Source organism: Shigella sonnei (assembly GCF_002950395.1).
GTDB lineage: Bacteria > Pseudomonadota > Gammaproteobacteria > Enterobacterales > Enterobacteriaceae > ECMA0423.
Map to the genome: position 1 here is coordinate 1,747,392 of NZ_CP026802.1, position 22,957 is coordinate 1,770,348.

The 22,957-nt window shown below is 50.1% G+C and carries 17 protein-coding genes and 7 pseudogenes; 9 read left to right on the forward strand and 15 right to left on the reverse strand.

Features of this window, described 5'->3' with window-relative positions; translation table 11 throughout:
• Window positions 1-144 precede the first annotated feature (144 nt).
• Window positions 145-1,176, forward strand: coding sequence for an IS630-like element IS630 family transposase (locus C1P89_RS09425; protein ID WP_005136263.1), 1,032 nt, complete (start codon window positions 145-147; stop codon window positions 1,174-1,176).
• Between the two features lie 53 nt (window positions 1,177-1,229).
• On the opposite strand, the gene tcyJ is transcribed toward C1P89_RS09425, so the two are convergent.
• The 6 genes and pseudogenes from tcyJ to C1P89_RS09455 form a co-directional block, all read right to left on the reverse strand.
• Window positions 1,230-2,030 carry a cystine ABC transporter substrate-binding protein gene (gene tcyJ / locus C1P89_RS09430; protein WP_001296168.1) on the reverse strand — a complete coding sequence of 267 codons (801 nt, stop codon included), beginning with the start codon at window positions 2,028-2,030 and terminating at the stop codon, window positions 1,230-1,232.
• Window positions 2,031-2,162: 132 nt separating this feature from the next.
• Window positions 2,163-2,363: pseudogene (locus C1P89_RS09435) on the reverse strand (site-specific integrase); the annotation flags it as partial.
• Between the two features lie 5 nt (window positions 2,364-2,368).
• Window positions 2,369-3,066, reverse strand: a protein-coding gene (locus tag C1P89_RS09440) for an IS1-like element IS1A family transposase (RefSeq protein ID WP_094096600.1) whose coding sequence is annotated in 2 segments (ribosomal slippage) — window positions 2,369-2,817 and window positions 2,817-3,066 — 699 coding nt in all. Because the reading frame shifts where the segments join, the coding sequence is not laid out codon by codon here.
• A gap of 56 nt (window positions 3,067-3,122) precedes the next feature.
• Window positions 3,123-3,446: pseudogene (gene fliZ / locus C1P89_RS09445) on the reverse strand (flagella biosynthesis regulatory protein FliZ); the annotation flags it as partial.
• 45 nt (window positions 3,447-3,491) lie between these two features.
• Complete coding sequence (fliA, locus tag C1P89_RS09450; protein ID WP_001087467.1) at window positions 3,492-4,211, reverse strand: RNA polymerase sigma factor FliA; 720 nt, start codon at window positions 4,209-4,211, stop codon at window positions 3,492-3,494.
• Between the two features lie 164 nt (window positions 4,212-4,375).
• Entirely contained in the window at window positions 4,376-5,950 is a 1,575-nt protein-coding gene (locus C1P89_RS09455) for a flagellin N-terminal helical domain-containing protein (protein ID WP_000079828.1), read from the reverse strand.
• Window positions 5,951-6,204: 254 nt separating this feature from the next.
• Here C1P89_RS09455 and C1P89_RS09460 point away from each other — a divergent pair.
• A pseudogene (locus tag C1P89_RS09460) lies at window positions 6,205-6,451 on the forward strand (flagellar cap protein FliD N-terminal domain-containing protein); the annotation flags it as partial.
• A gap of 64 nt (window positions 6,452-6,515) precedes the next feature.
• Window positions 6,516-7,672, forward strand: a protein-coding gene (locus tag C1P89_RS09465) for an IS3-like element IS600 family transposase (RefSeq protein WP_087879964.1) whose coding sequence is annotated in 2 segments (ribosomal slippage) — window positions 6,516-6,765 and window positions 6,765-7,672 — 1,158 coding nt in all. Because the reading frame shifts where the segments join, the coding sequence is not laid out codon by codon here.
• A gap of 43 nt (window positions 7,673-7,715) precedes the next feature.
• Here C1P89_RS09465 and fliD read toward each other — a convergent pair.
• The 3 genes and pseudogenes from fliD to C1P89_RS09480 all read right to left on the reverse strand — a co-directional run.
• Window positions 7,716-8,363: pseudogene (gene fliD / locus C1P89_RS09470) on the reverse strand (flagellar filament capping protein FliD); the annotation flags it as partial.
• A 43-nt stretch (window positions 8,364-8,406) separates the two neighbouring features.
• Window positions 8,407-9,563 (reverse strand): IS3-like element IS600 family transposase gene (locus C1P89_RS09475; RefSeq protein WP_087879964.1). Its coding sequence is split into 2 segments (ribosomal slippage): window positions 8,407-9,314 and window positions 9,314-9,563, totalling 1,158 coding nucleotides; the frame shifts between segments, so codons are not numbered across the junction.
• 51 nt (window positions 9,564-9,614) lie between these two features.
• The gene (locus tag C1P89_RS09480) at window positions 9,615-9,836 is read right to left on the reverse strand and encodes a GlsB/YeaQ/YmgE family stress response membrane protein (RefSeq protein WP_005140050.1); all 222 of its coding nucleotides are present in this window, start codon (window positions 9,834-9,836) and stop codon (window positions 9,615-9,617) included.
• 200 nt (window positions 9,837-10,036) lie between these two features.
• Between C1P89_RS09480 and ycgR the strand changes: the two genes are divergently transcribed.
• A complete protein-coding gene (ycgR, locus tag C1P89_RS09485; RefSeq protein WP_000020161.1) occupies window positions 10,037-10,771 on the forward strand; it encodes a flagellar brake protein YcgR in 735 nt (244 codons plus the stop codon).
• 1 nt (window position 10,772) lies between these two features.
• On the opposite strand, the gene emtA is transcribed toward ycgR, so the two are convergent.
• Entirely contained in the window at window positions 10,773-11,384 is a 612-nt protein-coding gene (emtA, locus tag C1P89_RS09490; protein WP_001301104.1) for a membrane-bound lytic murein transglycosylase EmtA, read from the reverse strand.
• 99 nt (window positions 11,385-11,483) lie between these two features.
• On the opposite strand from emtA, the gene ldcA reads away from it, so the two are divergent.
• Entirely contained in the window at window positions 11,484-12,398 is a 915-nt protein-coding gene (gene ldcA / locus C1P89_RS09495; RefSeq protein WP_000051577.1) for a muramoyltetrapeptide carboxypeptidase, read from the forward strand.
• A 94-nt stretch (window positions 12,399-12,492) separates the two neighbouring features.
• The gene (locus C1P89_RS09500; protein ID WP_000340206.1) at window positions 12,493-14,229 is read left to right on the forward strand and encodes a potassium/proton antiporter; all 1,737 of its coding nucleotides are present in this window, start codon (window positions 12,493-12,495) and stop codon (window positions 14,227-14,229) included.
• On the opposite strand, the pseudogene C1P89_RS26455 reads toward C1P89_RS09500, so the two are convergent.
• The 3 genes and pseudogenes from C1P89_RS26455 to dadA all read right to left on the reverse strand — a co-directional run.
• A pseudogene (locus C1P89_RS26455) lies at window positions 14,164-14,304 on the reverse strand (hypothetical protein); the annotation flags it as partial. The gene C1P89_RS09500 and the pseudogene C1P89_RS26455 overlap by 66 nt on opposite strands.
• A gap of 311 nt (window positions 14,305-14,615) precedes the next feature.
• Window positions 14,616-15,685: pseudogene (gene dadX, locus C1P89_RS09505) on the reverse strand (catabolic alanine racemase DadX).
• Window positions 15,686-15,694: 9 nt separating this feature from the next.
• The gene (dadA, locus tag C1P89_RS09510) at window positions 15,695-16,993 is read right to left on the reverse strand and encodes a D-amino acid dehydrogenase (protein ID WP_001266908.1); all 1,299 of its coding nucleotides are present in this window, start codon (window positions 16,991-16,993) and stop codon (window positions 15,695-15,697) included.
• Window positions 16,994-17,322: 329 nt separating this feature from the next.
• Here dadA and C1P89_RS09515 point away from each other — a divergent pair, with 329 nt between their 5' ends.
• Window positions 17,323-18,855 carry a SpoVR family protein gene (locus tag C1P89_RS09515; RefSeq protein ID WP_000190858.1) on the forward strand — a complete coding sequence of 511 codons (1,533 nt, stop codon included), beginning with the start codon at window positions 17,323-17,325 and terminating at the stop codon, window positions 18,853-18,855.
• A gap of 51 nt (window positions 18,856-18,906) precedes the next feature.
• On the opposite strand, the gene fadR is transcribed toward C1P89_RS09515, so the two are convergent.
• Entirely contained in the window at window positions 18,907-19,626 is a 720-nt protein-coding gene (gene fadR, locus C1P89_RS09520) for a fatty acid metabolism transcriptional regulator FadR (RefSeq protein ID WP_000234823.1), read from the reverse strand.
• A 220-nt stretch (window positions 19,627-19,846) separates the two neighbouring features.
• Here fadR and nhaB point away from each other — a divergent pair, with 220 nt between their 5' ends.
• Together nhaB and dsbB are read left to right on the forward strand one after the other, a co-directional pair.
• Window positions 19,847-21,388 (forward strand): Na(+)/H(+) antiporter NhaB, encoded by a 1,542-nt coding sequence (gene nhaB / locus C1P89_RS09525; protein WP_000406387.1) that lies wholly within the window; start codon window positions 19,847-19,849, stop codon window positions 21,386-21,388.
• 145 nt (window positions 21,389-21,533) lie between these two features.
• Window positions 21,534-22,064 (forward strand): disulfide bond formation protein DsbB, encoded by a 531-nt coding sequence (dsbB, locus tag C1P89_RS09530; protein WP_000943457.1) that lies wholly within the window; start codon window positions 21,534-21,536, stop codon window positions 22,062-22,064.
• Window positions 22,065-22,109: 45 nt separating this feature from the next.
• Here dsbB and umuC read toward each other — a convergent pair.
• Window positions 22,110-22,892 (reverse strand): annotated as a pseudogene (gene umuC, locus C1P89_RS09535) (DNA polymerase V catalytic protein); the annotation flags it as partial.
• Window positions 22,893-22,957: the final 65 nt, after the last annotated feature.

The window sequence follows — 22,957 nt, forward strand, 5'->3', positions numbered from 1 at the left end:
TCTTATTATGCACGCTGAAAACGCGTAAATAAAAAAGGCGCTAAATAGCTGCGCGGAATAGTAGATCACTTTGAGGGAACTTAGCCCGGATTGTGCGATCTGATCAATCGCCAAATCAAAACAAATCACCAACCGGACTGAGCAATGCCGATCATAGCACCAATTTCCCGTGACGAACGACGCCTGATGCAGAAAGCCATCCATAAAACACACGATAAAAATTATGCCCGCAGACTGACTGCCATGCTGATGCTGCACCGGGGCGACCGTGTCAGCGACGTTGCCAGAACGCTCTGCTGCGCCCGTTCCTCTGTTGGACGCTGGATTAACTGGTTCACGCAGTCGGGTGTTGAGGGACTGAAATCATTACCTGCCGGGCGTGCCCGTCGCTGGCCGTTTGAGCATATCTGCACACTGTTACGTGAGCTGGTAAAACATTCTCCCGGCGACTTTGGCTACCAGCGTTCACGCTGGAGTACAGAACTGCTGGCAATAAAAATCAATGAGATAACCGGTTGCCAGTTAAATGCCGGAACCGTTCGCCGCTGGTTGCCGTCTGCGGGGATTGTGTGGCGAAGGGCTGCGCCAACTCTGCGTATCCGTGACCCGCATAAAGATGAAAAGATGGCAGCAATCCATAAAGCACTGGACGAATGCAGCGCAGAGCATCCGGTCTTTTATGAAGATGAAGTGGATATCCATCTTAATCCCAAAATCGGTGCGGACTGGCAACTGCGCGGACAGCAAAAACGGGTGGTCACGCCGGGACAGAATGAAAAATATTATCTGGCCGGAGCGCTGCACAGCGGGACAGGTAAAGTCAGCTGTGTGGGCGGCAACAGCAAAAGTTCGGCGCTGTTCATCAGCCTGCTGAAGCGGCTTAAAGCGACATACCGTCGGGCGAAAACCATCACGCTGATCGTGGACAACTACATTATCCACAAAAGCCGGGAAACACAGAGCTGGCTGAAGGAGAACCCGAAGTTCAGGGTCATTTATCAGCCGGTTTACTCGCCATGGGTGAATCATGTTGAACGGCTATGGCAGGCACTTCACGACACAATAACGCGTAATCATCAGTGCAGCTCAATGTGGCAACTGTTGAAAAAAGTTCGCCATTTTATGGAAACCGTCAGCCCATTCCCCGGAGGCAAACATGGGCTGGCAAAAGTGTAGCGGTATTAAGCGCAGCTATTTAGTGAAAGCGCCCTTTTTTGTCATTATGCTGATTATTTGGTCACATCAGCACCAAACCATTTTTCGGAAAGGGCTTGCAGAGTGCCATCTTTTTGCATTTCCGCAATTGCATCATTCACTGCTTTCAGCAGATCTTCATTTCCTTTACGCAGCGCCACGCCAGACTCCTGACGGGAAAATGCTTCACCGGTTACTGCCAGCGTATCGTTGGTTTTCTTCACCAGATCCAGCGCCGCCAGACGGTCAACGAGGATCGCATCGATACGGCCTACGCGCAGATCCTGATATTTGGTCGGGTCATCATCATAGGTACGCACATCGACACCCTGAACATTCTGCCGCAGCCACTCTTCATAGTTGGTGCCCAGACCGACACCCACTTTTTTGCCTTTCAGATCATCGGCTGTTTTAATGGTGCCTTCGTTACCTTTTTTCACCAGCGCCTGAATACCGGAAATGGTGTAAGGGGTAGAAAAATCGTATTTTTTCTTGCGCTCGTCAGAAATGGTGACCTGGTTAATCACCACATCAATGCGTTTAGAGTCCAGCGACGCCAGCATACCGTCCCATTTGGTCGGTTTTAGTGACGCCTCAACGCCAAGATGTTTTGCCAGCTGTTGGGCAAATTCCACTTCAAAACCGGTTAATTTGCCGTCATCCCCCTGAAAACTGAACGGCGGATAAGTTCCTTCCAGCCCTACCAGCAGCGTGCCGCGCTCTTTGACTTTATTAAGCAGACCTTCATCTGCAAAACTTTTAACGCTCATACCCGCAACCAGCGCCACGGCCATCACACCCATCAATGCCTGACGTCCCAGATGTGCTAATTTCATATTCACCCCGAATGTTGTTATGTCTGTTTGCAGTGTAGAGCCATTGTTTGTAAACACAAAAACAACTCCGCTACATCTTATTCTTATTTAATATATATCAGAAGCAGGCAGACTGGAGGATTTCTGCACAAGTCAGGTACACGTTTGACGCTGATAGTGTTGATACTTCCGTAACGCAATGCGGTAATTGTTGGTGCTGGTGGTGGGCAGCCACGGGGCGAGGATTTCATCAAGGAAACCGTCCTGCAGCTGATCGAGGGAAATATTTTGCTCGTGTAGATGATTACCCAAACGGCGCAGACGAACGACATATTCACGCACCGGGTAATGACTCCAACTTATTGATAGTGTTTTATGTTCAGATAATGCCCGATGACTTTGTCATGCAGCTCCACCGATTTTGAGAACGACAGCGACTTCCGTCCCAGCCGTGCCAGGTGCTGCCTCAGATTCAGGTTATGCCGCTCAATTCGCTGCGTATATCGCTTGCTGATTACGTGCAGCTTTCCCTTCAGGCGGGATTCATACAGCGGCCAGCCATCCGTCATCCATATCACCACGTCAAAGGGTGACAGCAGGCTCATAAGACGCCCCAGCGTCGCCATAGTGCGTTCACCGAATACGTGCGCAACAACCGTCTTCCGGAGACTGTCATACGCGTAAAACAGCCAGCGCTGGCGCGATTTAGCCCCGACATAGCCCCACTGTTCGTCCATTTCCGCGCAGACGATGACGTCACTGCCCGGCTGTATGCGCGAGGTTACCGACTGCGGCCTGAGTTTTTTAAGTGACGTAAAATCGTGTTGAGGCCAACGCCCATAATGCGTGCAGTTGCCCGGCATCCAACGCCATTCATGGCCATATCAATGATTTTCTGGTGCGTACCGGGTTGAGAAGCGGTGTAAGTGAACTGCAGTTGCCATGTTTTACGGCAGTGAGAGCAGAGATAGCGCTGATGTCCGGCAGTGCTTTTGCCGTTACGCACCACCCCGTCAGTAGCTGAACAGGAGGGACAGCTGATAGAAACAGAAGCCACTGGAGCACCTCAAAAACACCATCATACACTAAATCAGTAAGTTGGCAGCATCACCCACGCACCGTACCTGGGCTCATTTCAGTTTGCTCAAAAAGAAATTGCTTAAAGCCGATAATATCGAAAAAATCACTCTGCGTTTTGCAGTGTAAATCACCACAAAATCGGCACAATGCCGCCCATGATTTTTGTTCCACTTGCCAGCCATTTTCATCAAGCAGCATGTCCAGGCGGGAAATCTCGATTTTATTCACTATTTTGCCGTCGCGAACGAGGGTAATGCGGTCGAGTAATTTACGGCAATGCGCGCAATGAGTCTGGCTGTGTTTAAAGTCTTTAAGATAGCGGCTTAATGGCCGTCTTTTCAGGTGCTGCACCATCATTAAGAACTCCTGGTAGTCAAAATTAAAGTGCGGCATTTACTGACGTTATAACTTACCCAGTTTAGTGCGTAACCGTTTAATGGCCTGGCTGTGTAACTGACTGACCCGCGATTCCCCGACCTCCAGCACCGCGCCAATCTCTTTGAGATTCAGCTCTTCCTGGTAATAGAGGGTTAATACCAGTTTTTCGCGCTCCGGCAACGTTTCGATGGCTTCCATCACCCGCTGGCGCAGATTACTGTCCAGCAGTTGTTGTAGCGGGTTTTCTCGCTGATGATCATCAGTAACCAGTTCGATGCTATCGCCGTGCTCTTCGCGCCACTCATCGTAGGAGAAGAGCTGGCTGTTATTGGTGTCGAGCAACATTTGGCGATAATCGGCAATATCGATCCCTAAACGTTCCGCTACCTCAGTTTCCGTGGCGTTGCGGCCAAGTTCCTGCTCCAGTTGCCCTATTGCCTGTGCCACTTCACGCGCGTTGCGTCGCACGCTGCGCGGCACCCAGTCACGGCTGCGAAGTTCATCCAGCATAGCGCCACGGATACGCTGCACTGCGTAAGTTGTAAATGCCGTTCCTTGTAGGGCGTCATAGCGTTCGACGGCATTAAGTAACCCAATGCCGCCCGCCTGTAGCAGATCGTCAAGTTCCACGCTCGCGGGCAGTCGAACCTGCAGGCGCAATGCTTCGTGACGCACCAGCGGGACATAACGCTGCCACAGCGAGTGTTTATCCATTACACCTTCAGCGGTATAGAGTGAATTCACGATAAACAGCCCTGCGTTATATGAGTTATCGGCATGATTATCCGTTTCTGCAGGTTTTTTAATCGGACGATTAGTGGGTGAAATGAGGGGTTATTTAGGGGTTACCGGTAAATTGCGGACAGAAAAAACCCCGCCGGTGGCGGGGTTTGAGCGATAAGTGTAAATTAACGCAGCAGAGACAGTACGTTCTGCGTGGTCTGGTTAGCCTGTGCCAGAACAGAGGTACCCGCTTGTTGCAGGATCTGCGCACGAGACATGTTAGACACTTCGGTTGCGTAGTCAGCATCTTCTATACGGCTACGGGCAGAAGACAGGTCGTTTACGGTGTTGCCAAGGTTGGTGATGGCAGAGTCGAAACGGTTTTGTACTGCACCCAAAGAACTGCGCAACTTATCAACTTTTGCCAAAGCTTCGTCTAATTTGGATAATGGATTTGTGGTTGCTAAGGCTTTCAAATCTGAGGCACTGAGTTCAGCACCTTTGGTTGCCGTCTTATTCGTGATATTGGCTGTATAAACCTTATCATCTTCACGCATAATTGCCTGTGCAGAACCATCATTTTTTACTGCCCATTCAACTGCCTTACCATTAGGATCAGTAATAACAGACGTGTTACCTGTAGCGGCATCTACATTTACTGCAATGTAGGTGCCGTCTGATGTTTTAGCAGCAAATGAATTAGGTACAGGATTCCCTTGGGTATCTTGTACTTGGTGGACATCTAGGTTTTTTCCCCCAAAATAAACAGACATTGGTGCATCATTATAAGCTAATGCTTTACCCATTTTACCCGCAGCTAAATCAACTGATGTGGCAGAACCATTATCTTCAACAAATGCAGTTACACGACCACCAAAGTTTGCTAACTGAACATCCTTACCACCCACCTGAACTTTTTCATAACCTGTAGAGTTTTGTTTCAATAATGTAAAACCGTTCGTGTTGGTATTATTATCTTGACCAACAAAATAAGTCTGCCCTTCCACCTGTACTTGATAAACTTTTGTTCCTGCAGTACCGGTCGCATCAGTTGTATCCTTTGTATCTTGTACATTACCGGTACCAAAATAAGTTTCAACATCAGCATTTTTATAATTGCTACCGAATGCTTTAGCACCTCCCACACTACCATCAGTTGCATTTACCTTAGTTAAGTCAGGAGCGGCTTCGCTCTTAAGTGCAACCGCAGAGGACATTGGAACTTTTCCTAGTGCTACGCTAAAGTTATCAAGCCCCAAGGTTTTAGCATCAATTTTATCAAGGGCAATCTCAATGGTTTCACCATCGTTCGCACCTACTTGAATTTTCATAGTCTGATCAGAAGCCAGAACTTTTACACCATTAAATTGTGTCTGGTTAGAAACACGATCAATTTCACTAAGGCGTTGTGTAATTTCATCCTGAATTGAATTCAGGTCGGAGTCAGAGTTTGTACCATTAGTGGCCTGTACTGACAATTCACGAATACGCTGTAAGTTATTGTTGATTTCAGAAAGCGCACCTTCAGTGGTCTGCGCAACAGAAATACCATCATTCGCGTTACGGGAAGCCTGAGTCAGACCTTTAATATTTGCTGTAAAACGGTTAGCAATCGCCTGACCTGCTGCGTCATCTTTAGCACTGTTAATACGCAGGCCAGAAGAGAGACGTTCAATGGCGGAGCTCAGAGAAGACTGAGATTTGTTCAGGTTATTCTGGGTCAACAGCGACAGGCTGTTTGTATTAATGACTTGTGCCATGATCTTTTCCTTATCAATTACAACTTGATGTTATTGGGCTGTTGCCCACGGTTTCTCACCGTACCCCTTGTATCGGCACCTGAATTTCGAACTTTAGAAAATTTTAGTTTCTCTCCTGTTTTTTCTTAACGGCTGAAATATCCGTAATATACAACTCTACTCTGCGCATCATCTTCGTGAATCAACTATTAAACTTTGCGCACAAATTGCCGATAACCCGCTTATCTACTGTTTTCAATCAAAAGGAATTAGGTATGGCTTCATTTACATCTCTTGGCGTTGGTTCGAATCTGCCGCTGGATACATTGCTAAACAACCTGACCATCGCTGAAAAAAAACGCTTAAACCCAATTACTCAGCAACAGAGTGACAATACCGCACGTCTGACAGCCTATGGCACATTAAAAATGTGCATTAGAAAAATTCCAGACTGCAAATACTGCGTTAAATAAAGCCGATCTGTTCAAAAGCACTACCGTTACCAGTAGCAATGAAGACCTTTGAGGTAGCCTGAGTTTAACGGACACTCCTTCCTGAAATAGAATGGCATCAGAAGGAGCTAATAATGAGCAGAAAAACCCAACGTTACTCTAAAGAGTTCAAAGCCGAAGCTGTCAGAACGGTTCTTGAAAATCAACTTTCGATCAGTGAAGGCGCTTCCCGATTATCTCTTCCTGAAGGCACTTTAGGACAATGGGTTACCGCCGCCAGAAAAGGGCTCGGTACTCCTGGTTCCCGCACGGTGGCTGAACTGGAATCTGAAATTCTGCAACTGCGTAAGGCGTTAAATGAAGCTCGCCTTGAGCGAGATATATTAAAAAAAGCAACAGCGTATTTTGCACAGGAGTCGCTGAAAAATACGCGTTAATCGAACAATGGCGACAACAATTTCCCATTGAAGCGATGTGTCAGGTATTTGGTGTATCCAGGAGCGGTTATTACAACTGGGTACAGCATGAACCCTCAGACAGAAAACAAAGTGATGAGCGGCTAAAACTGGAGATTAAGGTGGCACATATCCGCACTCGCGAAACATATGGAACCCGGCGGCTCCAGACGGAGCTGGCAGAGAATGGCATCATCGTTGGTCGTGACCGACTGGCACGTCTTCGTAAGGAGCTAAGGCTACGCTGTAAGCAGAAACGCAAGTTCAGAGCGACTACGAACTCGAACCACAATCTGCCAGTTGCGCCAAATCTGCTGAACCAGACGTTCGCTCCTACAGCACCAAATCAGGTCTGGGTGGCGGACCTGACGTATGTTGCCACACAGGAGGGATGGTTGTACCTCGCTGGCATCAAAGATGTTTATACGTGCGAAATTGTCGGCTACGCCATGGGAGAGCGCATGACAAAAGAGCTGACAGGTAAAGCCCTGTTTATGGCGCTCAGGAGCCAGCGCCCACCTGCCGGGCTAATCCACCACTCTGATCGAGGTTCACAGTACTGCGCATACGATTACCGGGTCATACAGGAGCAGTCTGGTCTGAAAACATCAATGTCGCGTAAAGGTAACTGTTACGACAACGCTCCGATGGAAAGCTTCTGGGGAACGCTGAAAAATGAGAGCCTGAGCCACTATCGTTTTAATAACCGGGATGAAGCCATCTCAGTAATACGGGAATACATTGAGATTTTCTACAATCGTCAGCGTCGTCACTCTCGTCTGGGGAATATCTCCCCGGCAGCCTTCAGGGAAAAATATCATCAGATGGCTGCTTAAAAAAAGAACAAATGGTAGTGTCCGCTATTGCCAGTACACCTCATTTTGTCAGGGTGTTAAAGGTGTCAATGAGGGAGTTATATGAATCCACCCAGCCTTTAATTGCTTCGGTTGCTTTATCGTTGCTTTTTGTCACCGTGACCCGGACGTCAGTGACTTTTTTGGTCAAATCGAGAGTCACTCCCTGAGGAGCATCGGTAATTTTGTTACTTGAACGTTCAATATCGATACCGTTAACGTTTAGCTGTGCATTTTGCGCGTTAACCAGTTCCTTCATATTCCCGGTGTTGGTCTTGCTGTCATAAGCCAGCAGATCATTTAATTTACTGTCACCCTCAACAGATATGGTCATTTTATTGGCCAGACCTTCACTGGCGGTCAATACCAATTGATAGTTACCATCTTTGACTTTAACGATACTAGCGGAAATTCCACTATCGGCATCGTTAATGGCTTTGCTGATCTCATCCAATGACGTCTGATCTTTATTGAGCTTGATTTCCAGCGGCTCTTTACGACCGTCTTGGGTAATTTTTATTGTGCGTGTATCTGATGACTCATCACCCAGTGCATCTTTTGTTGATGCAATGATTGTCGGGGAATCAGTTCGTAAAGATTGCGCCTGCGCCAGTTGGGTTACGCTGATGGTATAGATACCGGGGGCAGCACCTGCTTCGGTGGAAACTTTAAGTGAGGTGTACTGGCAATAGCGGACACTACCATTTGTTCTTTTTTTAAGCAGCCATCTGATGATATTTTTCCCTGAAGGCTGCCGGGGAGATATTCCCCAGACGAGAGTGACGACGCTGACGATTGTAGAAAATCTCAATGTATTCCCGTATTACTGAGATGGCTTCATCCCGGTTATTAAAACGATAGTGGCTCAGGCTCTCATTTTTCAGCGTTCCCCAGAAGCTTTCCATCGGAGCGTTGTCGTAACAGTTACCTTTACGCGACATTGATGTTTTCAGACCAGACTGCTCCTGTATGACCCGGTAATCGTATGCGCAGTACTGTGAACCTCGATCAGAGTGGTGGATTAGCCCGGCAGGTGGGCGCTGGCTCCTGAGCGCCATAAACAGGGCTTTACCTGTCAGCTCTTTTGTCATGCGCTCTCCCATGGCGTAGCCGACAATTTCGCACGTATAAACATCTTTGATGCCAGCGAGGTACAACCATCCCTCCTGTGTGGCAACATACGTCAGGTCCGCCACCCAGACCTGATTTGGTGCTGTAGGAGCGAACGTCTGGTTCAGCAGATTTGGCGCAACTGGCAGATTGTGGTTCGAGTTCGTAGTCGCTCTGAACTTGCGTTTCTGCTTACAGCGTAGCCTTAGCTCCTTACGAAGACGTGCCAGTCGGTCACGACCAACGATGATGCCATTCTCTGCCAGCTCCGTCTGGAGCCGCCGGGTTCCATATGTTTCGCGAGTGCGGATATGTGCCACCTTAATCTCCAGTTTTAGCCGCTCATCACTTTGTTTTCTGTCTGAGGGTTCATGCTGTACCCAGTTGTAATAACCGCTCCTGGATACACCAAATACCTGACACATCGCTTCAATGGGAAATTGTTGTCGCCATTGTTCGATTAACGCGTATTTTTCAGCGACTCCTGTGCAAAATACGCTGTTGCTTTTTTTAATATATCTCGCTCAAGGCGAGCTTCATTTAACGCCTTACGCAGTTGCAGAATTTCAGATTCCAGTTCAGCCACCGTGCGGGAACCAGGAGTACCGAGCCCTTTTCTGGCGGCGGTAACCCATTGTCCTAAAGTGCCTTCAGGAAGAGATAATCGGGAAGCGCCTTCACTGATCGAAAGTTGATTTTCAAGAACCGTTCTGACAGCTTCGGCTTTGAACTCTTTAGAGTAACGTTGGGTTTTTCTGCTCATTATTAGCTCCTTCTGATGCCATTCTATTTCAGGAAGGAGTGTCCGTTAAACTCAGGCTACCTCACCCACCACCGCCACCAGGAAGCTGTGCAAATTAAAACCGCTGATGGAGCCGCCAATGCCAAACATGGTCGCCAGCCAGCCGCCGACCACCGCACCGACTATCCCGAGAATACAGGTCAGGAAAAATCCACCACCATCACGCCCCGGCATGATTAGCTTGGCGATAATGCCGGCTATCAGGCCAAAAATAATCCAAGCAATAATTCCCATGTTCAGGCCCTCGTTTCGATGAATCGGACGCAAGAAATGCTTACGTCAACGCTCTAAGTATAGGCAAGGGCGGGATCGATGCTGGGCGTATGTCGGCTGATTTAAGAACAACATGTAAAAAATATTCACGCATTTGTATTAAGTTTTGTTAACTGTGACCGATAAACCAAAGACAGTTTGTCAGTCAGGAGTTTTTCCGCGTGAGTCATTACCATGAGCAGTTCCTGAAACAAAATCCGTTAGCCGTCCTGGGCGTGTTACGCGATTTGCACAAAGCCGCAATTCCTTTGCGTCTCAGTTGGAATGGCGGGCAGCTGATCAGCAAAATACTGGCAATAACCCCGGATAAACTGGTGCTGGATTTCGGCAGTCAAGCCGAAGACAACATCGCTGTGCTAAAGGCACAGCACATTACCATTACCGCCGAAACTCAGGGTGCGAAAGTCGAGTTTACTGTTGAACAACTACAGCAGAGTGAATACTTGCAGCTTCCGGCATTTATCACCGTACCGCCTCCCACCTTATGGTTTGTACAACGACGCCGATATTTCCGCATCTCCGCCCCACTCCATCCGCCTTATTTTTGCCAGACCAAACTGGCGGATAACAGTACGTTACGTTTCCGCCTGTATGATTTGTCGTTAGGCGGCATGGGCGCATTACTGGAAACAGCAAAGCCTGCCGAATTACAAGAAGGCATGCGCTTCGCTCAGATTGAAGTCAACATGGGGCAATGGGGTGTTTTTCACTTTGACGCCCAGTTAATCTCTATCAGCGAGCGCAAAGTGATTGATGGCAAGAATGAAACCATCACCACTCCCCGTCTGAGCTTCCGTTTTCTTAACGTCAGCCCGACGGTGGAGCGGCAATTACAGCGGATTATTTTCTCTCTCGAGCGAGAAGCCCGGGAAAAAGCGGACAAAGTGCGCGACTGATTTACATCGCGTCCAGTGCCTGCTCAAGTTTGTAGATATAGCGCGGAGCCTGCGGCGCAGGGTGATTTCGCGCTACGTGTTCGAGGAACTCGTCAGCATCCAAATCGTTGATTTTGCTGATCGCCTTTTTCCGATCTGACGAGAAAGTCCGTAGCAGCGCACCTGCCCCGTTAGCGTATGACACCACCAGCGCATATTGCAGTACCTTCGGATCTTCAATGCCTGCCAGCGGGCCGGTTTCCAGAATATTCAGGTAAGCCGCCCCCATTGAAATATTACGCTCCGGATTTTTCAGCTCGCTGGTCGTCGGCTCACCACTCCAGCCCATACGGCGATAAACATCACGTCCGGAGGTTGAAGCTTTTAACTGCATCAAACCAATGGCATTCGATTTACTCACCGCATTCGGATTACCACCCGATTCGATAGCGATAATCGCCGTGATCAATTGTGGATCGACGCCCCAGGCTGCACCGGCTTTCTGGCTTATTGGCATCCACTGCATCGCACGTTGCACCGGAACTTTCGCGTTCCACGGCGGGTTCGTATAGTCATGCTTTGATGAACAACCCGCTAATAACACAATCAAAAAGGCAAACCATCTCAATTTCACTTCTTCTATCCTTATAGCCTGGAATCGCCGTTGAGGTGACAACGGCACACCTAAGCGGCATGATATACATTTCGTTTCTGTTGTCAGCAAGGAATTGCCATGTCTCTGTTTCACTTAATTGCCCCATCGGGTTACTGCATTAAACAGCACGCCGCGCTGCGTGGTATCCAGCGCCTTACCGACGAGGGGCATCAGGTCAATAACGTCGAGGTTATTGCCCGTCGTTGTGAGCGTTTTGCGGGTACGGAAACGGAGCGCCTGGAAGATCTCAATTCCCTTGCCAGACTGACCACCCCCAACACCATCGTGCTGGCTGTACGCGGCGGTTACGGTGCCAGTCGTTTACTGGCAGATATTGACTGGCAGGCACTGGTGGCTCGCCAACAACATGACCCGTTGCTCATTTGCGGGCATAGCGATTTTACCGCCATTCAGTGCGGTCTTCTGGCGCATGGCAATGTCATCACCTTTAGCGGCCCCATGCTGGTAGCAAACTTTGGCGCGGATGAACTGAACGCCTTTACCGAGCACCATTTCTGGCTGGCGTTACGCAATGAAACCTTCACCATTGAATGGCAAGGGGAAGGCCCGACATGTCGGGCCGAAGGCACGTTGTGGGGAGGCAATCTTGCGATGCTGATTTCACTGATCGGTACACCGTGGATGCCAAAAATTGAGAACGGTATTCTGGTGCTGGAAGATATTAACGAGCACCCTTTCCGGGACGAACGTATGCTGTTGCAGCTCTATCATGCGGGAATTTTGCCACGTCAGAAGGCGATCATTCTCGGTAGCTTTAGCGGCAGCACGCCCAATGATTATGACGCAGGTTACAACCTGGAGTCAGTGTACGCGTTTTTGCGTTCCCGCCTGTCGATTCCACTCATTACCGGCCTCGATTTTGGTCATGAACAACGCACGGTTACGCTGCCGTTGGGCGCACATGCCATTCTGAATAACACCCGGGAAGGCACTCAGTTGACGATTAGCGGTCATCCTGTTCTTAAAATGTAAAAAAATCACGCTTCAGGGCTAAGTAAAACGCTGTCTCTGCCGCTAATATGGTAGGGTTTATATAAGAGACAGCGTAATCAGGAGTAACCGACCGTTGGATGCCACAACAATAATTAGCCTTTTCATCTTAGGATCCATCCTTGTCACCAGCAGTATATTACTTAGTTCATTTTCTTCCCGTCTTGGCATTCCTATTCTGGTTATTTTTCTGGCGATCGGCATGCTGGCAGGAGTCGATGGCGTCGGCGGTATCCCGTTTGATAATTACCCCTTCGCCTACATGGTAAGTAACCTGGCACTGGCGATTATTTTGCTCGACGGCGGGATGCGCACTCAGGCCAGTTCCTTTCGTGTGGCGTTAGGACCGGCACTGTCGCTGGCGACGCTGGGCGTGCTTATCACCTCTGGTTTAACCGGCATGATGGCGGCGTGGCTGTTTAATCTTGATTTGATTGAAGGCTTATTAATCGGCGCTATCGTCGGCTCTACCGATGCTGCAGCGGTCTTTTCTCTGCTGGGTGGTAAGGGGCTTAACGAACGTGTTGGCTCGACGCTGGAAATTGAATCCGGCAGTAATGATCCAATGGCGGTCTTTCTGACGATTACCCTGATTGCGATGATCCAGCAACATGAAAGCAGTGTCAGTTGGATGTTCGTGGTCGATATTCTGCAGCAATTTGGCCTCGGGATTGTCATCGGACTTGGCGGTGGTTATTTACTGCTGCAAATGATTAATCGCATCGCCCTGCCTGCCGGATTATATCCATTGCTGGCATTAAGCGGCGGTATTTTAATTTTTGCTTTAACCACGGCGCTGGAAGGCAGCGGTATTCTGGCTGTTTATCTGTGCGGTTTTCTGCTGGGTAATCGGCCGATTCGCAACCGCTACGGCATCCTGCAAAATTTCGACGGCCTCGCCTGGCTGGCGCAAATCGCCATGTTCCTGGTGCTGGGGCTATTGGTTAACCCAAGCGATCTGCTGCCTATTGCCATTCCGGCGCTCATTTTGTCGGCATGGATGATATTCTTCGCCCGTCCCCTTTCGGTATTTGCTGGATTGCTCCCCTTCCGCGGTTTCAATCTGCGTGAGCGCGTGTTTATCAGCTGGGTAGGATTACGCGGCGCGGTGCCAATCATCCTGGCCGTGTTCCCGATGATGGCGGGGCTGGAGAATGCACGTCTGTTCTTTAATGTCGCCTTCTTTGTGGTTCTGGTTTCACTGCTCTTGCAGGGAACATCACTCTCGTGGGCGGCGAAAAAAGCCAAAGTGGTGGTTCCGCCCGTCGGACGTCCAGTGTCACGCGTTGGTCTGGATATTCATCCGGAAAATCCGTGGGAGCAGTTTGTTTATCAATTGAGTGCCGATAAATGGTGTGTAGGTGCGGCACTGCGCGATCTGCATATGCCAAAAGAGACGCGTATTGCGGCACTATTTCGTGATAACCAGTTGCTTCATCCTACCGGCAGCACCCGACTGCGCGAAGGCGATGTGTTGTGTGTAATTGGTCGGGAACGCGATCTCCCGGCGCTCGGTAAACTGTTCAGCCAGTCGCCACCGGTCGCGCTGGATCAACGCTTCTTTGGTGACTTCATTCTCGAAGCCAGCGCCAAATATGCTGATGTTGCGCTGATATATGGCCTGGAAGACGGGCGAGAATATCGTGATAAGCAGCAAACGCTGGGTGAAATTGTCCAGCAGTTGTTAGGCGCGGCACCGGTTGTCGGTGACCAGGTAGAGTTTGCCGGGATGATCTGGACGGTGGCCGAGAAAGAAGATAATGAAGTGTTGAAGATTGGCGTACGGGTGGCTGAAGAGGAAGCTGAATCTTAAATTTAATGAAGCATCTATCGCCGGTTGCGATGCTTTGCTGAACGCAGCCTGAGCCTGCAATTGTTTGTCGTCCATAATTTAACCTTCATTTGATGTTGAATTGAACATATCAAAATCAGGCAATTACACAAATCTATGTACAGGCTCCATCAAGGGTAAAGCGTGATTTATCTGAAGTCGAGTTCGAGTCAACAATGAAGCGTAAGCGTTTTATGTAGAACGCCTGTGCGGTGAGTTCAGGTTCCGGGGAAATAGTGTCCATCCTTTTAATGGACACTATCATGGGCAATGGCTCTGTCACATTAACAACTACAGTTGCTGACCAGCCGGATGGATGATTTTTTTTGCACCCAGAAGACGTTGCCTCCGATCCGGCTTACAACAAGTTACACCGTCACAACCGGGACGCGTAGCACCAGCGCGCACATCAACTCATAGCCCACCGTTCCGGCAGCGGCGGCGACATCATCAATTTTGATCTCCTTGCCCCACAGCTCAACCGGCGTACCAATACCCGCCTGCGGGCAAGGCGTTAAATCGACCGCTAGCATATCCATCGAGACGGTCCCCACCGTCATGGTGCGCACGCCGTCCACTAAAACAGGGGTACCGGTAGGCGCGTGGCGCGGATAACCGTCGGCGTACCCTGCGGCGACAATGCCGATTCGCTGTTCATCGCGCGCAGTATAGCGACCGCCGTAGCCCACACGCTCACCCGCTTTTAGCGTCTGGACACCAATAATCTCACTGCTTAGCGTCATCACCGGACGTAATCCGGTATTGGCGATATCACGCCACTGACCGGACGGCGAAGCGCCATACAAAATAATGCCAGGCCGAACCCAGTCAAAATGCGCTTCCGGGTGCCACAGAGTCGCCGCCGAATTGGACAACGAACGCCGACACTCCAGCCCTTCCGCCGCCTGCTCAATACGCGCCATCGCGCTGGAAATTCCATCAGGATGTTCCGCTTCGGCAAAATGCGACATCAGGGTCATCTCGCCAACATTCGCCATTGCCCGCAACTGCTGCCAGACGGTAAGCACGCGATCGGGCTGGAAGCCCAACCGATTCATCCCACTGTTCACTTTAAGATAAATATCCAACGGTGCTTTTAGCCGCGCATTTTGCAGTGCTTTGAGCTGCCAGTTGCTGTGTACGCAGGTGGTCAGGCGGTGCTGGTCATAAATCTCCAGATCCTGAGCATGGAAAAATCCTTCCAGCATCAGGATCGGCCCCTTCCAGCCGCGCTCACGTAACGTTATTGCCTCTTCCAGGTTAAGTAATGCAAAGCCATCGGTGGCCCGAGCGCGCTCCAGATACGCTCAATACCATGCCCGTAAGCGTTCGCTTTTACCACCGACCAGACGCGCGCGTGCGGCGCGGCCTGGCGGACAATGGACAGATTCTGTTTTAATGCCTGCAGATCGAGGCTGGCCTGTATCGGACGGGTCATCTCGTTTCCTTAGCTGTGTGCGCCATGTAAATGGCCCGGACGTGATGGCGTAAATCCACGGCTGTAGCGCGCTACGCTTAGATCCTCATATGGGATCGCTGGCGTGCGACCAGAGAGCAGATCGCTTAACAACTGACCGGAACCGCAAGCCATCGTCCAGCCGAGCGTGCCGTGACCGGTATTCAGCCACAGATTTTTAAAGCGTGTACGCCCGACAACCGGCGTACCGTCTGGCGTCATCGGGCGCAACCCCGTCCAGAAAGTCGCCTGCTCGACATGACCGCCGCGTGGATAGAGATCGCGAACCACCATTTCCAGCGTTTCACGACGCGGTTGCAACAGCTCGGTGTTAAAACCAACAATTTCCGCCATTCCGCCAACACGAATGCGGTTATCGAAACGGGTAATGGCGATTTTGTAGGTTTCATCAAGAATGGTGGATACTGGCGCACCATCTTCCTGCGCAATTGGAATAGTCAGCGAGTAGCCTTTCAGCGGATACACCGGAATATCAACAATGCCTTTGAGCATCGCCGTCGAGTAAGAACCAAACGCCATCACATACGCATCGGCCTTAATCACTTCATCGCCACACTTCACGCCGTAGATTTGCTCGCCGTCGCAAAGCAGTTGGTCAACGGGCGTATTAAAGCGGAATTTAACCCCCGCCTGCTCTGCCATCCGCGCCAGATTCTGGGTAAACAGCTGGCAGTCTCCGGTTTCATCATTGGGCAGTTGCAGACCACCCGTCAGTTTGTGCGCTACTTCTGCCAGCGCGGGCTCCACTTCCGCCAGGCGGCTGGATTCCAGCAGCTGATACGGTACGCCGGCATCTTCCAGCACGGCGATATCGCGGGTCGCATTTTCATACTGTTGTTCGGTACGGAACAGTTGCAGCGTCCCACCCTGACGCCCTTCATACTGAATATTGGTTTCGGCGCGCAATGCTTTCAGGCAATCACGGCTGTATTCCGCCAGACGCACCATCCGCCCTTTGTTTTCCATGTAGTGGCTGGTGTCGCAGTTACGTAACATTTGCCACATCCATTTCAACTGAAACTGCGTACCGTCGAGACGAACCGCCAGCGGCGCATGGCGCTGGAACATCCATTTGATCGCTTTTAAAGGCACACCTGGTGCCGCCCACGGTGCAGCATATCCGGGGGAGATTTGCCCGGCATTCGCGGCGCTGGTTTCCAGGGCGGCCCCCGGCTCCCGATCAATGACGGTGACCTCATGTCCTGCCTGATTTAAGTACCAGGCGCTGGCAACGCCTACCACACCACTTCCCAGTATGACAACTCGCATAGCCACTCCGATAACGGTAGATACAGTAAAAGAATAATAATCTAATTACATCTTGATAACTCAGTTGAAAACATTATTCAACATACGGCTTTTTTATGGTGAGCTGGCTCACATCTCCCTGACTCTGCGGCAATATGGCGTCTTTAGTATCTCCTGCTGAACGCCCTTTTTATCCAGCATAAAATTCCGTTCAGAAGCGGATTAGTGGCACTCTGATAATAAGAAATCGCAAAGAAAAAAATTCTCCGGCGACGCGGTTTTTAACAGGTGTTCTATGCTTGAAATGAGGTGCTCCACACAGAGAGCGCCGACAACAATGAGGTGCGCGTATGGCGACGATCGATTCTATGAATAAGGACACCACACGTTTGAGCGATGGACCCGACTGGACGTTCGACCTGCTGGATGTTTATCTGGCAGAGATAGACCGGGTGGCGAAACTCTACCGGCTGGATACCTACCCGCACCAGATTGAAGTGATAACCTCAGAACAGATGATGGATGCCTACTCCAGCGTCGGCATGCCAATTAACTATCCGCACTGGTCATTCGGTAAAAAATTTATCGAGACTGAACGGCTGTATAAGCACGGTCAGCAAGGGCTGGCCTATGAAATCGTCATTAACTCTAACCCGTGTATCGCTTACCTGATGGAAGAGAACACCATTACCATGCAAGCGCTGGTGATGGCACACGCCTGCTATGGGCATAACTCTTTCTTTAAAAACAATTACTTATTCCGCAGTTGGACCGACGCCAGTTCGATTGTCGATTATCTGATTTTTGCCCGTAAATATATTACCGAGTGCGAAGAACGTTATGGCGTGGATGAAGTAGAACGGCTTCTGGACTCGTGCCACGCGCTGATGAACTACGGCGTGGACCGGTACAAACGCCCGCAAAAAATCTCGCTGCAAGAAGAGAAAGCCCGGCAGAAAAGTCGCGAAGAGTATCTGCAAAGTCAGGTCAATATGCTCTGGCGTACTCTGCCGAAGCGCGAGGAAGAGAAAACGGTTGCTGAAGCGCGCCGCTATCCGTCCGAACCACAAGAAAACCTGCTCTATTTTATGGAGAAAAATGCGCCACTGCTGGAATCATGGCAGCGTGAAATCCTGCGTATTGTGCGTAAGGTGAGCCAGTATTTTTATCCGCAAAAACAGACTCAGGTGATGAACGAAGGCTGGGCGACCTTCTGGCACTACACCATCCTTAACCATCTGTATGATGAAGGGAAAGTAACGGAACGTTTTATGCTGGAGTTTTTGCACAGCCACACCAATGTGGTCTTCCAGCCCCCCTATAACAGCCCGTGGTACAGCGGCATCAACCCGTATGCCCTCGGGTTCGCCATGTTCCAGGATATTAAACGGATTTGTCAGTCGCCAACGGAAGAAGACAAATACTGGTTCCCGGATATCGCCGGTTCCGACTGGCTGGAAACGCTGCATTTCGCGATGCGTGATTTCAAAGATGAAAGTTTTATCAGCCAGTTTCTGTCACCGAAAGTGATGCGTGATTTCCGCTTCTTCACCGTGCTGGATGATGATCGGCATAATTATCTGGAGATTTCCGCTATTCATAATGAAGAAGGTTATCGGGAGATGCGTAACCGGTTATCGTCGCAATATAACTTAAGTAATCTGGAGCCGAATATTCAGATCTGGAACGTGGATTTGCGCGGCGACCGTTCGCTGACGCTGCGTTATATTCCACATAATCGCGCACCGCTGGATCGGGGGCGCAAAGAAGTCCTGAAGCATGTGCATCGCCTGTGGGGATTTGATGTGATGCTCGAACAGCAAAACGAAGACGGCAGCATCGAGTTGCTGGAACGTTGCCCGCCAAGAATGGGAAATCTGTAAAAACAACAAAAAACCCCTCGTTTGAGGGGTTTGCTCTTTAAACGGAAGGGATTATCGCCCCTGAATGGCTAAATCACCCGGCAGATTTTTCTGCATCCGGTGCCAAATCTCGCCACTCTCATGCCCATAGCGACGCACTGTTTCGTACACCTGATCGTGCGCGCCTTCACTGCACAACGCCGACAGTTTGTGGTAGAAGCCCAGCGCCAGACTGCGCGCTTCCGGATTGGCGAAATAGTGACGACCAATGCGCGTATACAGCCCTTTCATCCCGTTAAGGATCAGACCGTAAATCGGGTTGCCGGAAGCAAACGCCAGGCCGCGGAATATGTTGTAATCCAGCTCGGCAAAGGCATCGGCGTGATCGGCCACTTCATTAGCGGTAGCCAGCACTTCCTGCGCTTTATCGGGATGCTGACGAAACGCGGTGCGAATAAAAATAGTGGAAATATTGGTACGCACCGACAGCAAATTATCAATAAGCTGCGGCACACTTTCGTGATCCAGTCGCGCCAGTGTTTCAAGGATATTTAAACCGGAAGTTTCCCAGAAATTATTCACCTTCGTCGGCTTGCCATGTTGAATGGTCAACCAGCCATCTCGTGCCAGACGCTGTAACACTTCACGTAACGTAGTACGCGTTACGCCAATTAATTCTGAAAGTTCACGTTCTGCGGGCAAAATAGTCCCGGGAGGGAAGCGGTTATTCCAGATACTTTCAATAATGTACTCTTCCGCGAAACCCGCCGGGCTTTGCGCCTTAATGACCATAGTGAGATTTCCATAACACAGCAAAACAAAGTTGGACTCATCATACCAGAGGGCTAACTACGCTGATAGCAGACAAAAAGAAGAAAAAGGGATCAAGGCTTCATTTTCCGCATCTCTTTCCCCTTGACTATCAAGACTTGCCTCACTCCTGCCTGACCGTTAAGCTTTGCGTTTAAACATAAAAACATCATTGATTATTTGTAAGGTAAGGGAAACCATCATGGAGATCTCCTGGGGCCGCGCGCTATGGCGCAATTTTTTGGGCCAGTCCCCCGACTGGTACAAACTCGCCCTCATCATTTTCTTAATCGTAAACCCGTTAATTTTCCTCATCAGCCCTTTCGTCGCGGGCTGGTTGCTGGTAGCGGAATTTATTTTCACTCTGGCGATGGCCCTGAAATGCTACCCGCTGCTCCCCGGTGGTCTGTTGGCTATCGAAGCGGTATTCATCGGCATGACCAGCGCGGAACACGTCCGTGAAGAGGTGGCGGCAAATCTTGAAGTCTTGCTGTTACTGATGTTTATGGTGGCGGGTATCTATTTTATGAAACAGCTATTGCTGTTCATATTTACCCGTTTGCTGTTAAGCATTCGCTCCAAAATGCTGCTGTCGCTCTCTTTTTGCGTGGCGGCGGCGTTCCTCTCCGCGTTCCTCGATGCCTTAACCGTCGTGGCGGTGGTGATCAGCGTTGCAGTCGGTTTTTATGGTATTTATCACCGCGTAGCCTCTTCCCGTACTGAAGATACCGACCTGCAAGACGATAGTCATATCGACAAGCATTACAAAGTGGTTCTGGAACAGTTCCGTGGCTTTCTGCGTAGCCTGATGATGCATGCCGGTGTCGGCACCGCATTAGGCGGCGTGATGACCATGGTGGGCGAACCACAGAACCTGATCATCGCTAAAGCGGCTGGCTGGCATTTTGGCGATTTCTTCCTGCGCATGTCGCCGGTGACCGTTCCGGTTCTGATTTGTGGCCTGTTAACCTGCCTGCTGGTGGAGAAGCTGCGTTGGTTTGGCTACGGTGAAACGCTGCCGGAGAAAGTCCGCGAAGTGCTGCAGCAGTTTGACGATCAAAGCCGCCACCAGCGTACCCGTCAGGATAAAATCCGTCTGATTGTCCAGGCGATTATTGGCGTCTGGTTGGTGACTGCGCTGGCGTTGCATCTGGCGGAAGTTGGTTTGATTGGTTTGTCAGTCATTATTCTGGCGACATCATTGATCGGTGTCACCGATGAGCATGCTATCGGTAAAGCCTTCACCGAATCTCTGCCATTCACCGCACTGTTGACGGTGTTTTTCTCGGTAGTCGCGGTGATTATCGACCAACAACTGTTTTCGCCGATTATTCAGTTTGTGTTGCAGGCATCGGAACATGCTCAGCTGTCGCTGTTCTATATATTCAACGGTCTGCTGTCATCCATTTCGGATAACGTCTTCGTGGGGACGATTTATATCAACGAAGCGAAAGCGGCAATGGAAAGTGGCGCTATCACGTTGAAGCAATACGAGCTGCTGGCGGTCGCCATTAATACCGGTACCAATCTGCCCTCTGTCGCTACGCCGAACGGTCAGGCTGCGTTCCTATTCCTGCTGACCTCTGCACTCGCGCCATTGATTCGCCTCTCTTATGGCCGCATGGTGTGGATGGCCCTGCCTTACACCCTCGTCCTGACACTCGTCGGACTGCTCTGCGTCGAGTTTACGCTTGCCCCTGTAACCGAATGGTTTATGCAAATGGGCTGGATAGCAACGCTTTGATAACAACTTACCGGGCATATAAATGCCCGGTTTGCCTTTTCGCCCGATAATTGTCCAATTGCGTCCTATTTTTGCTGCCTCCTGGTGGCGCAGCGAATGAATTGGTTTAAACTGCGCACTCTATGCATATTGCAGGGAAATGATTATGTTGCGATTTTTGAACCAATGTTCACAAGGCCGGGGCGCGTGGCTGTTGATGGCGTTTACTGCTCTGGCACTGGAACTGACGGCGCTGTGGTTCCAGCATGTGATGTTACTGAAACCTTGCGTGCTCTGTATTTATGAACGCTGCGCGTTATTCGGCGTTCTGGGTGCTGCGCTGATTGGCGCGATCGCCCCGAAAACTCCGCTGCGTTATGTAGCGATGGTTATCTGGTTGTATAGTGCGTTCCGCGGTGTGCAGTTAACTTACGAGCACACCATGCTTCAGCTCTATCCTTCGCCGTTTGCCACCTGTGATTTTATGGTTCGTTTCCCGGAATGGCTGCCGCTGGATAAATGGGTGCCGCAAGTGTTTGTCGCCTCTGGCGATTGCGCCGAGCGTCAGTGGGATTTTTTAGGTCTGGAAATGCCGCAGTGGCTGCTCGGTATTTTTATCGCTTACCTGATTGTCGCGGTGCTGGTGATGATTTCCCAGCCGTTTAAAGCGAAAAAACGTGATCTGTTCGGTCGCTAATCCATTCGGCGCTCCTGCGGGAGCGCTTTTTTCCTGCCGCTATATTTATTTGACCCGCAGTAAATCAGAACTTCGCGTTGTATAACGTGGTGAAAGCATGGCTCGCTTCATCTGCCATTGTTGTTGGATCCCCTGCCCGGCAAAATAGAGTGTTCCTCTGCCCTCTTTAGCATTCAGTGTATCCATTACCGTCATCAATTGCTCACTCCCGGGGCGCGGTGCGTTGTCATCGAATAAATTGAGCTGCGCGACTCCCTGACTGAAGAAATCCCCCTGCATCACGCCCGCTTTTTGGTAGCGATGGCCCGCTTGCCAGATGGCATCCAGAGATCGCGTAGCGGCGTTAATGATATCCCTGCTGTCCTGAGTGGGCGTCAGCAGTTTTACCGACGCGCTATTGCCGTAATAAGGTTCATTGAGCGCAAATGGTGACGTCTTAATAAATGTGGAGATAAACCGACAATATTGATGCTCACTGCGAAGTTTTTCCGCCGCCCGGGCAGCGTAACTACAAATGGCCTGCCGCATCGACGTATAATCCGTGATACGTTCACCAAACGAGCGGGAACAGATAATTTCCTGCTTTGTCGGTGCAAATTCTTCCAGTTGCAAACAGGGTTCACCGCGCAGTTCACGCACCGTTCTTTCGAGCACGACATTAAAATGTTTACGGATAAACCGGATATCTGTATCCGCCAAATCAAGAACGGTTTTGATCCCCATCGCGTCCAGTTTTTTGCTGATCCGCCGTCCAATCCCCCAGACGTCATCCACGGGGAGAGCAGACATTAATTTACGCTGGCGTTCCAGATTTGATAAATCCACCACCCGTTACTTTATTCGTACCCCTTATAATGGGGTGTTAGCCAGCCAGACCCGGCATGATTACTGCC

What these genes read in the sequence shown, in the direction of transcription:
- nhaB (WP_000406387.1), top strand. Translation starts at nt 19,847, where the DNA reads ATGGAGATCTCCTGGGGCCGCGCGCTATGGCGCAATTTTTTGGGCCAG.
- tcyJ (WP_001296168.1), bottom strand. Translation starts at nt 2,030, where the DNA reads ATGAAATTAGCACATCTGGGACGTCAGGCATTGATGGGTGTGATGGCC.
- C1P89_RS09480 (WP_005140050.1), bottom strand. Translation starts at nt 9,836, where the DNA reads ATGGGAATTATTGCTTGGATTATTTTTGGCCTGATAGCCGGCATTATC.
- dadA (WP_001266908.1), bottom strand. Translation starts at nt 16,993, where the DNA reads ATGCGAGTTGTCATACTGGGAAGTGGTGTGGTAGGCGTTGCCAGCGCC.
- dsbB (WP_000943457.1), top strand. Translation starts at nt 21,534, where the DNA reads ATGTTGCGATTTTTGAACCAATGTTCACAAGGCCGGGGCGCGTGGCTG.
- C1P89_RS09425 (WP_005136263.1), top strand. Translation starts at nt 145, where the DNA reads ATGCCGATCATAGCACCAATTTCCCGTGACGAACGACGCCTGATGCAG.
- C1P89_RS09455 (WP_000079828.1), bottom strand. Translation starts at nt 5,950, where the DNA reads ATGGCACAAGTCATTAATACAAACAGCCTGTCGCTGTTGACCCAGAAT.
- fadR (WP_000234823.1), bottom strand. Translation starts at nt 19,626, where the DNA reads ATGGTCATTAAGGCGCAAAGCCCGGCGGGTTTCGCGGAAGAGTACATT.
- C1P89_RS09515 (WP_000190858.1), top strand. Translation starts at nt 17,323, where the DNA reads ATGGCGACGATCGATTCTATGAATAAGGACACCACACGTTTGAGCGAT.
- ldcA (WP_000051577.1), top strand. Translation starts at nt 11,484, where the DNA reads ATGTCTCTGTTTCACTTAATTGCCCCATCGGGTTACTGCATTAAACAG.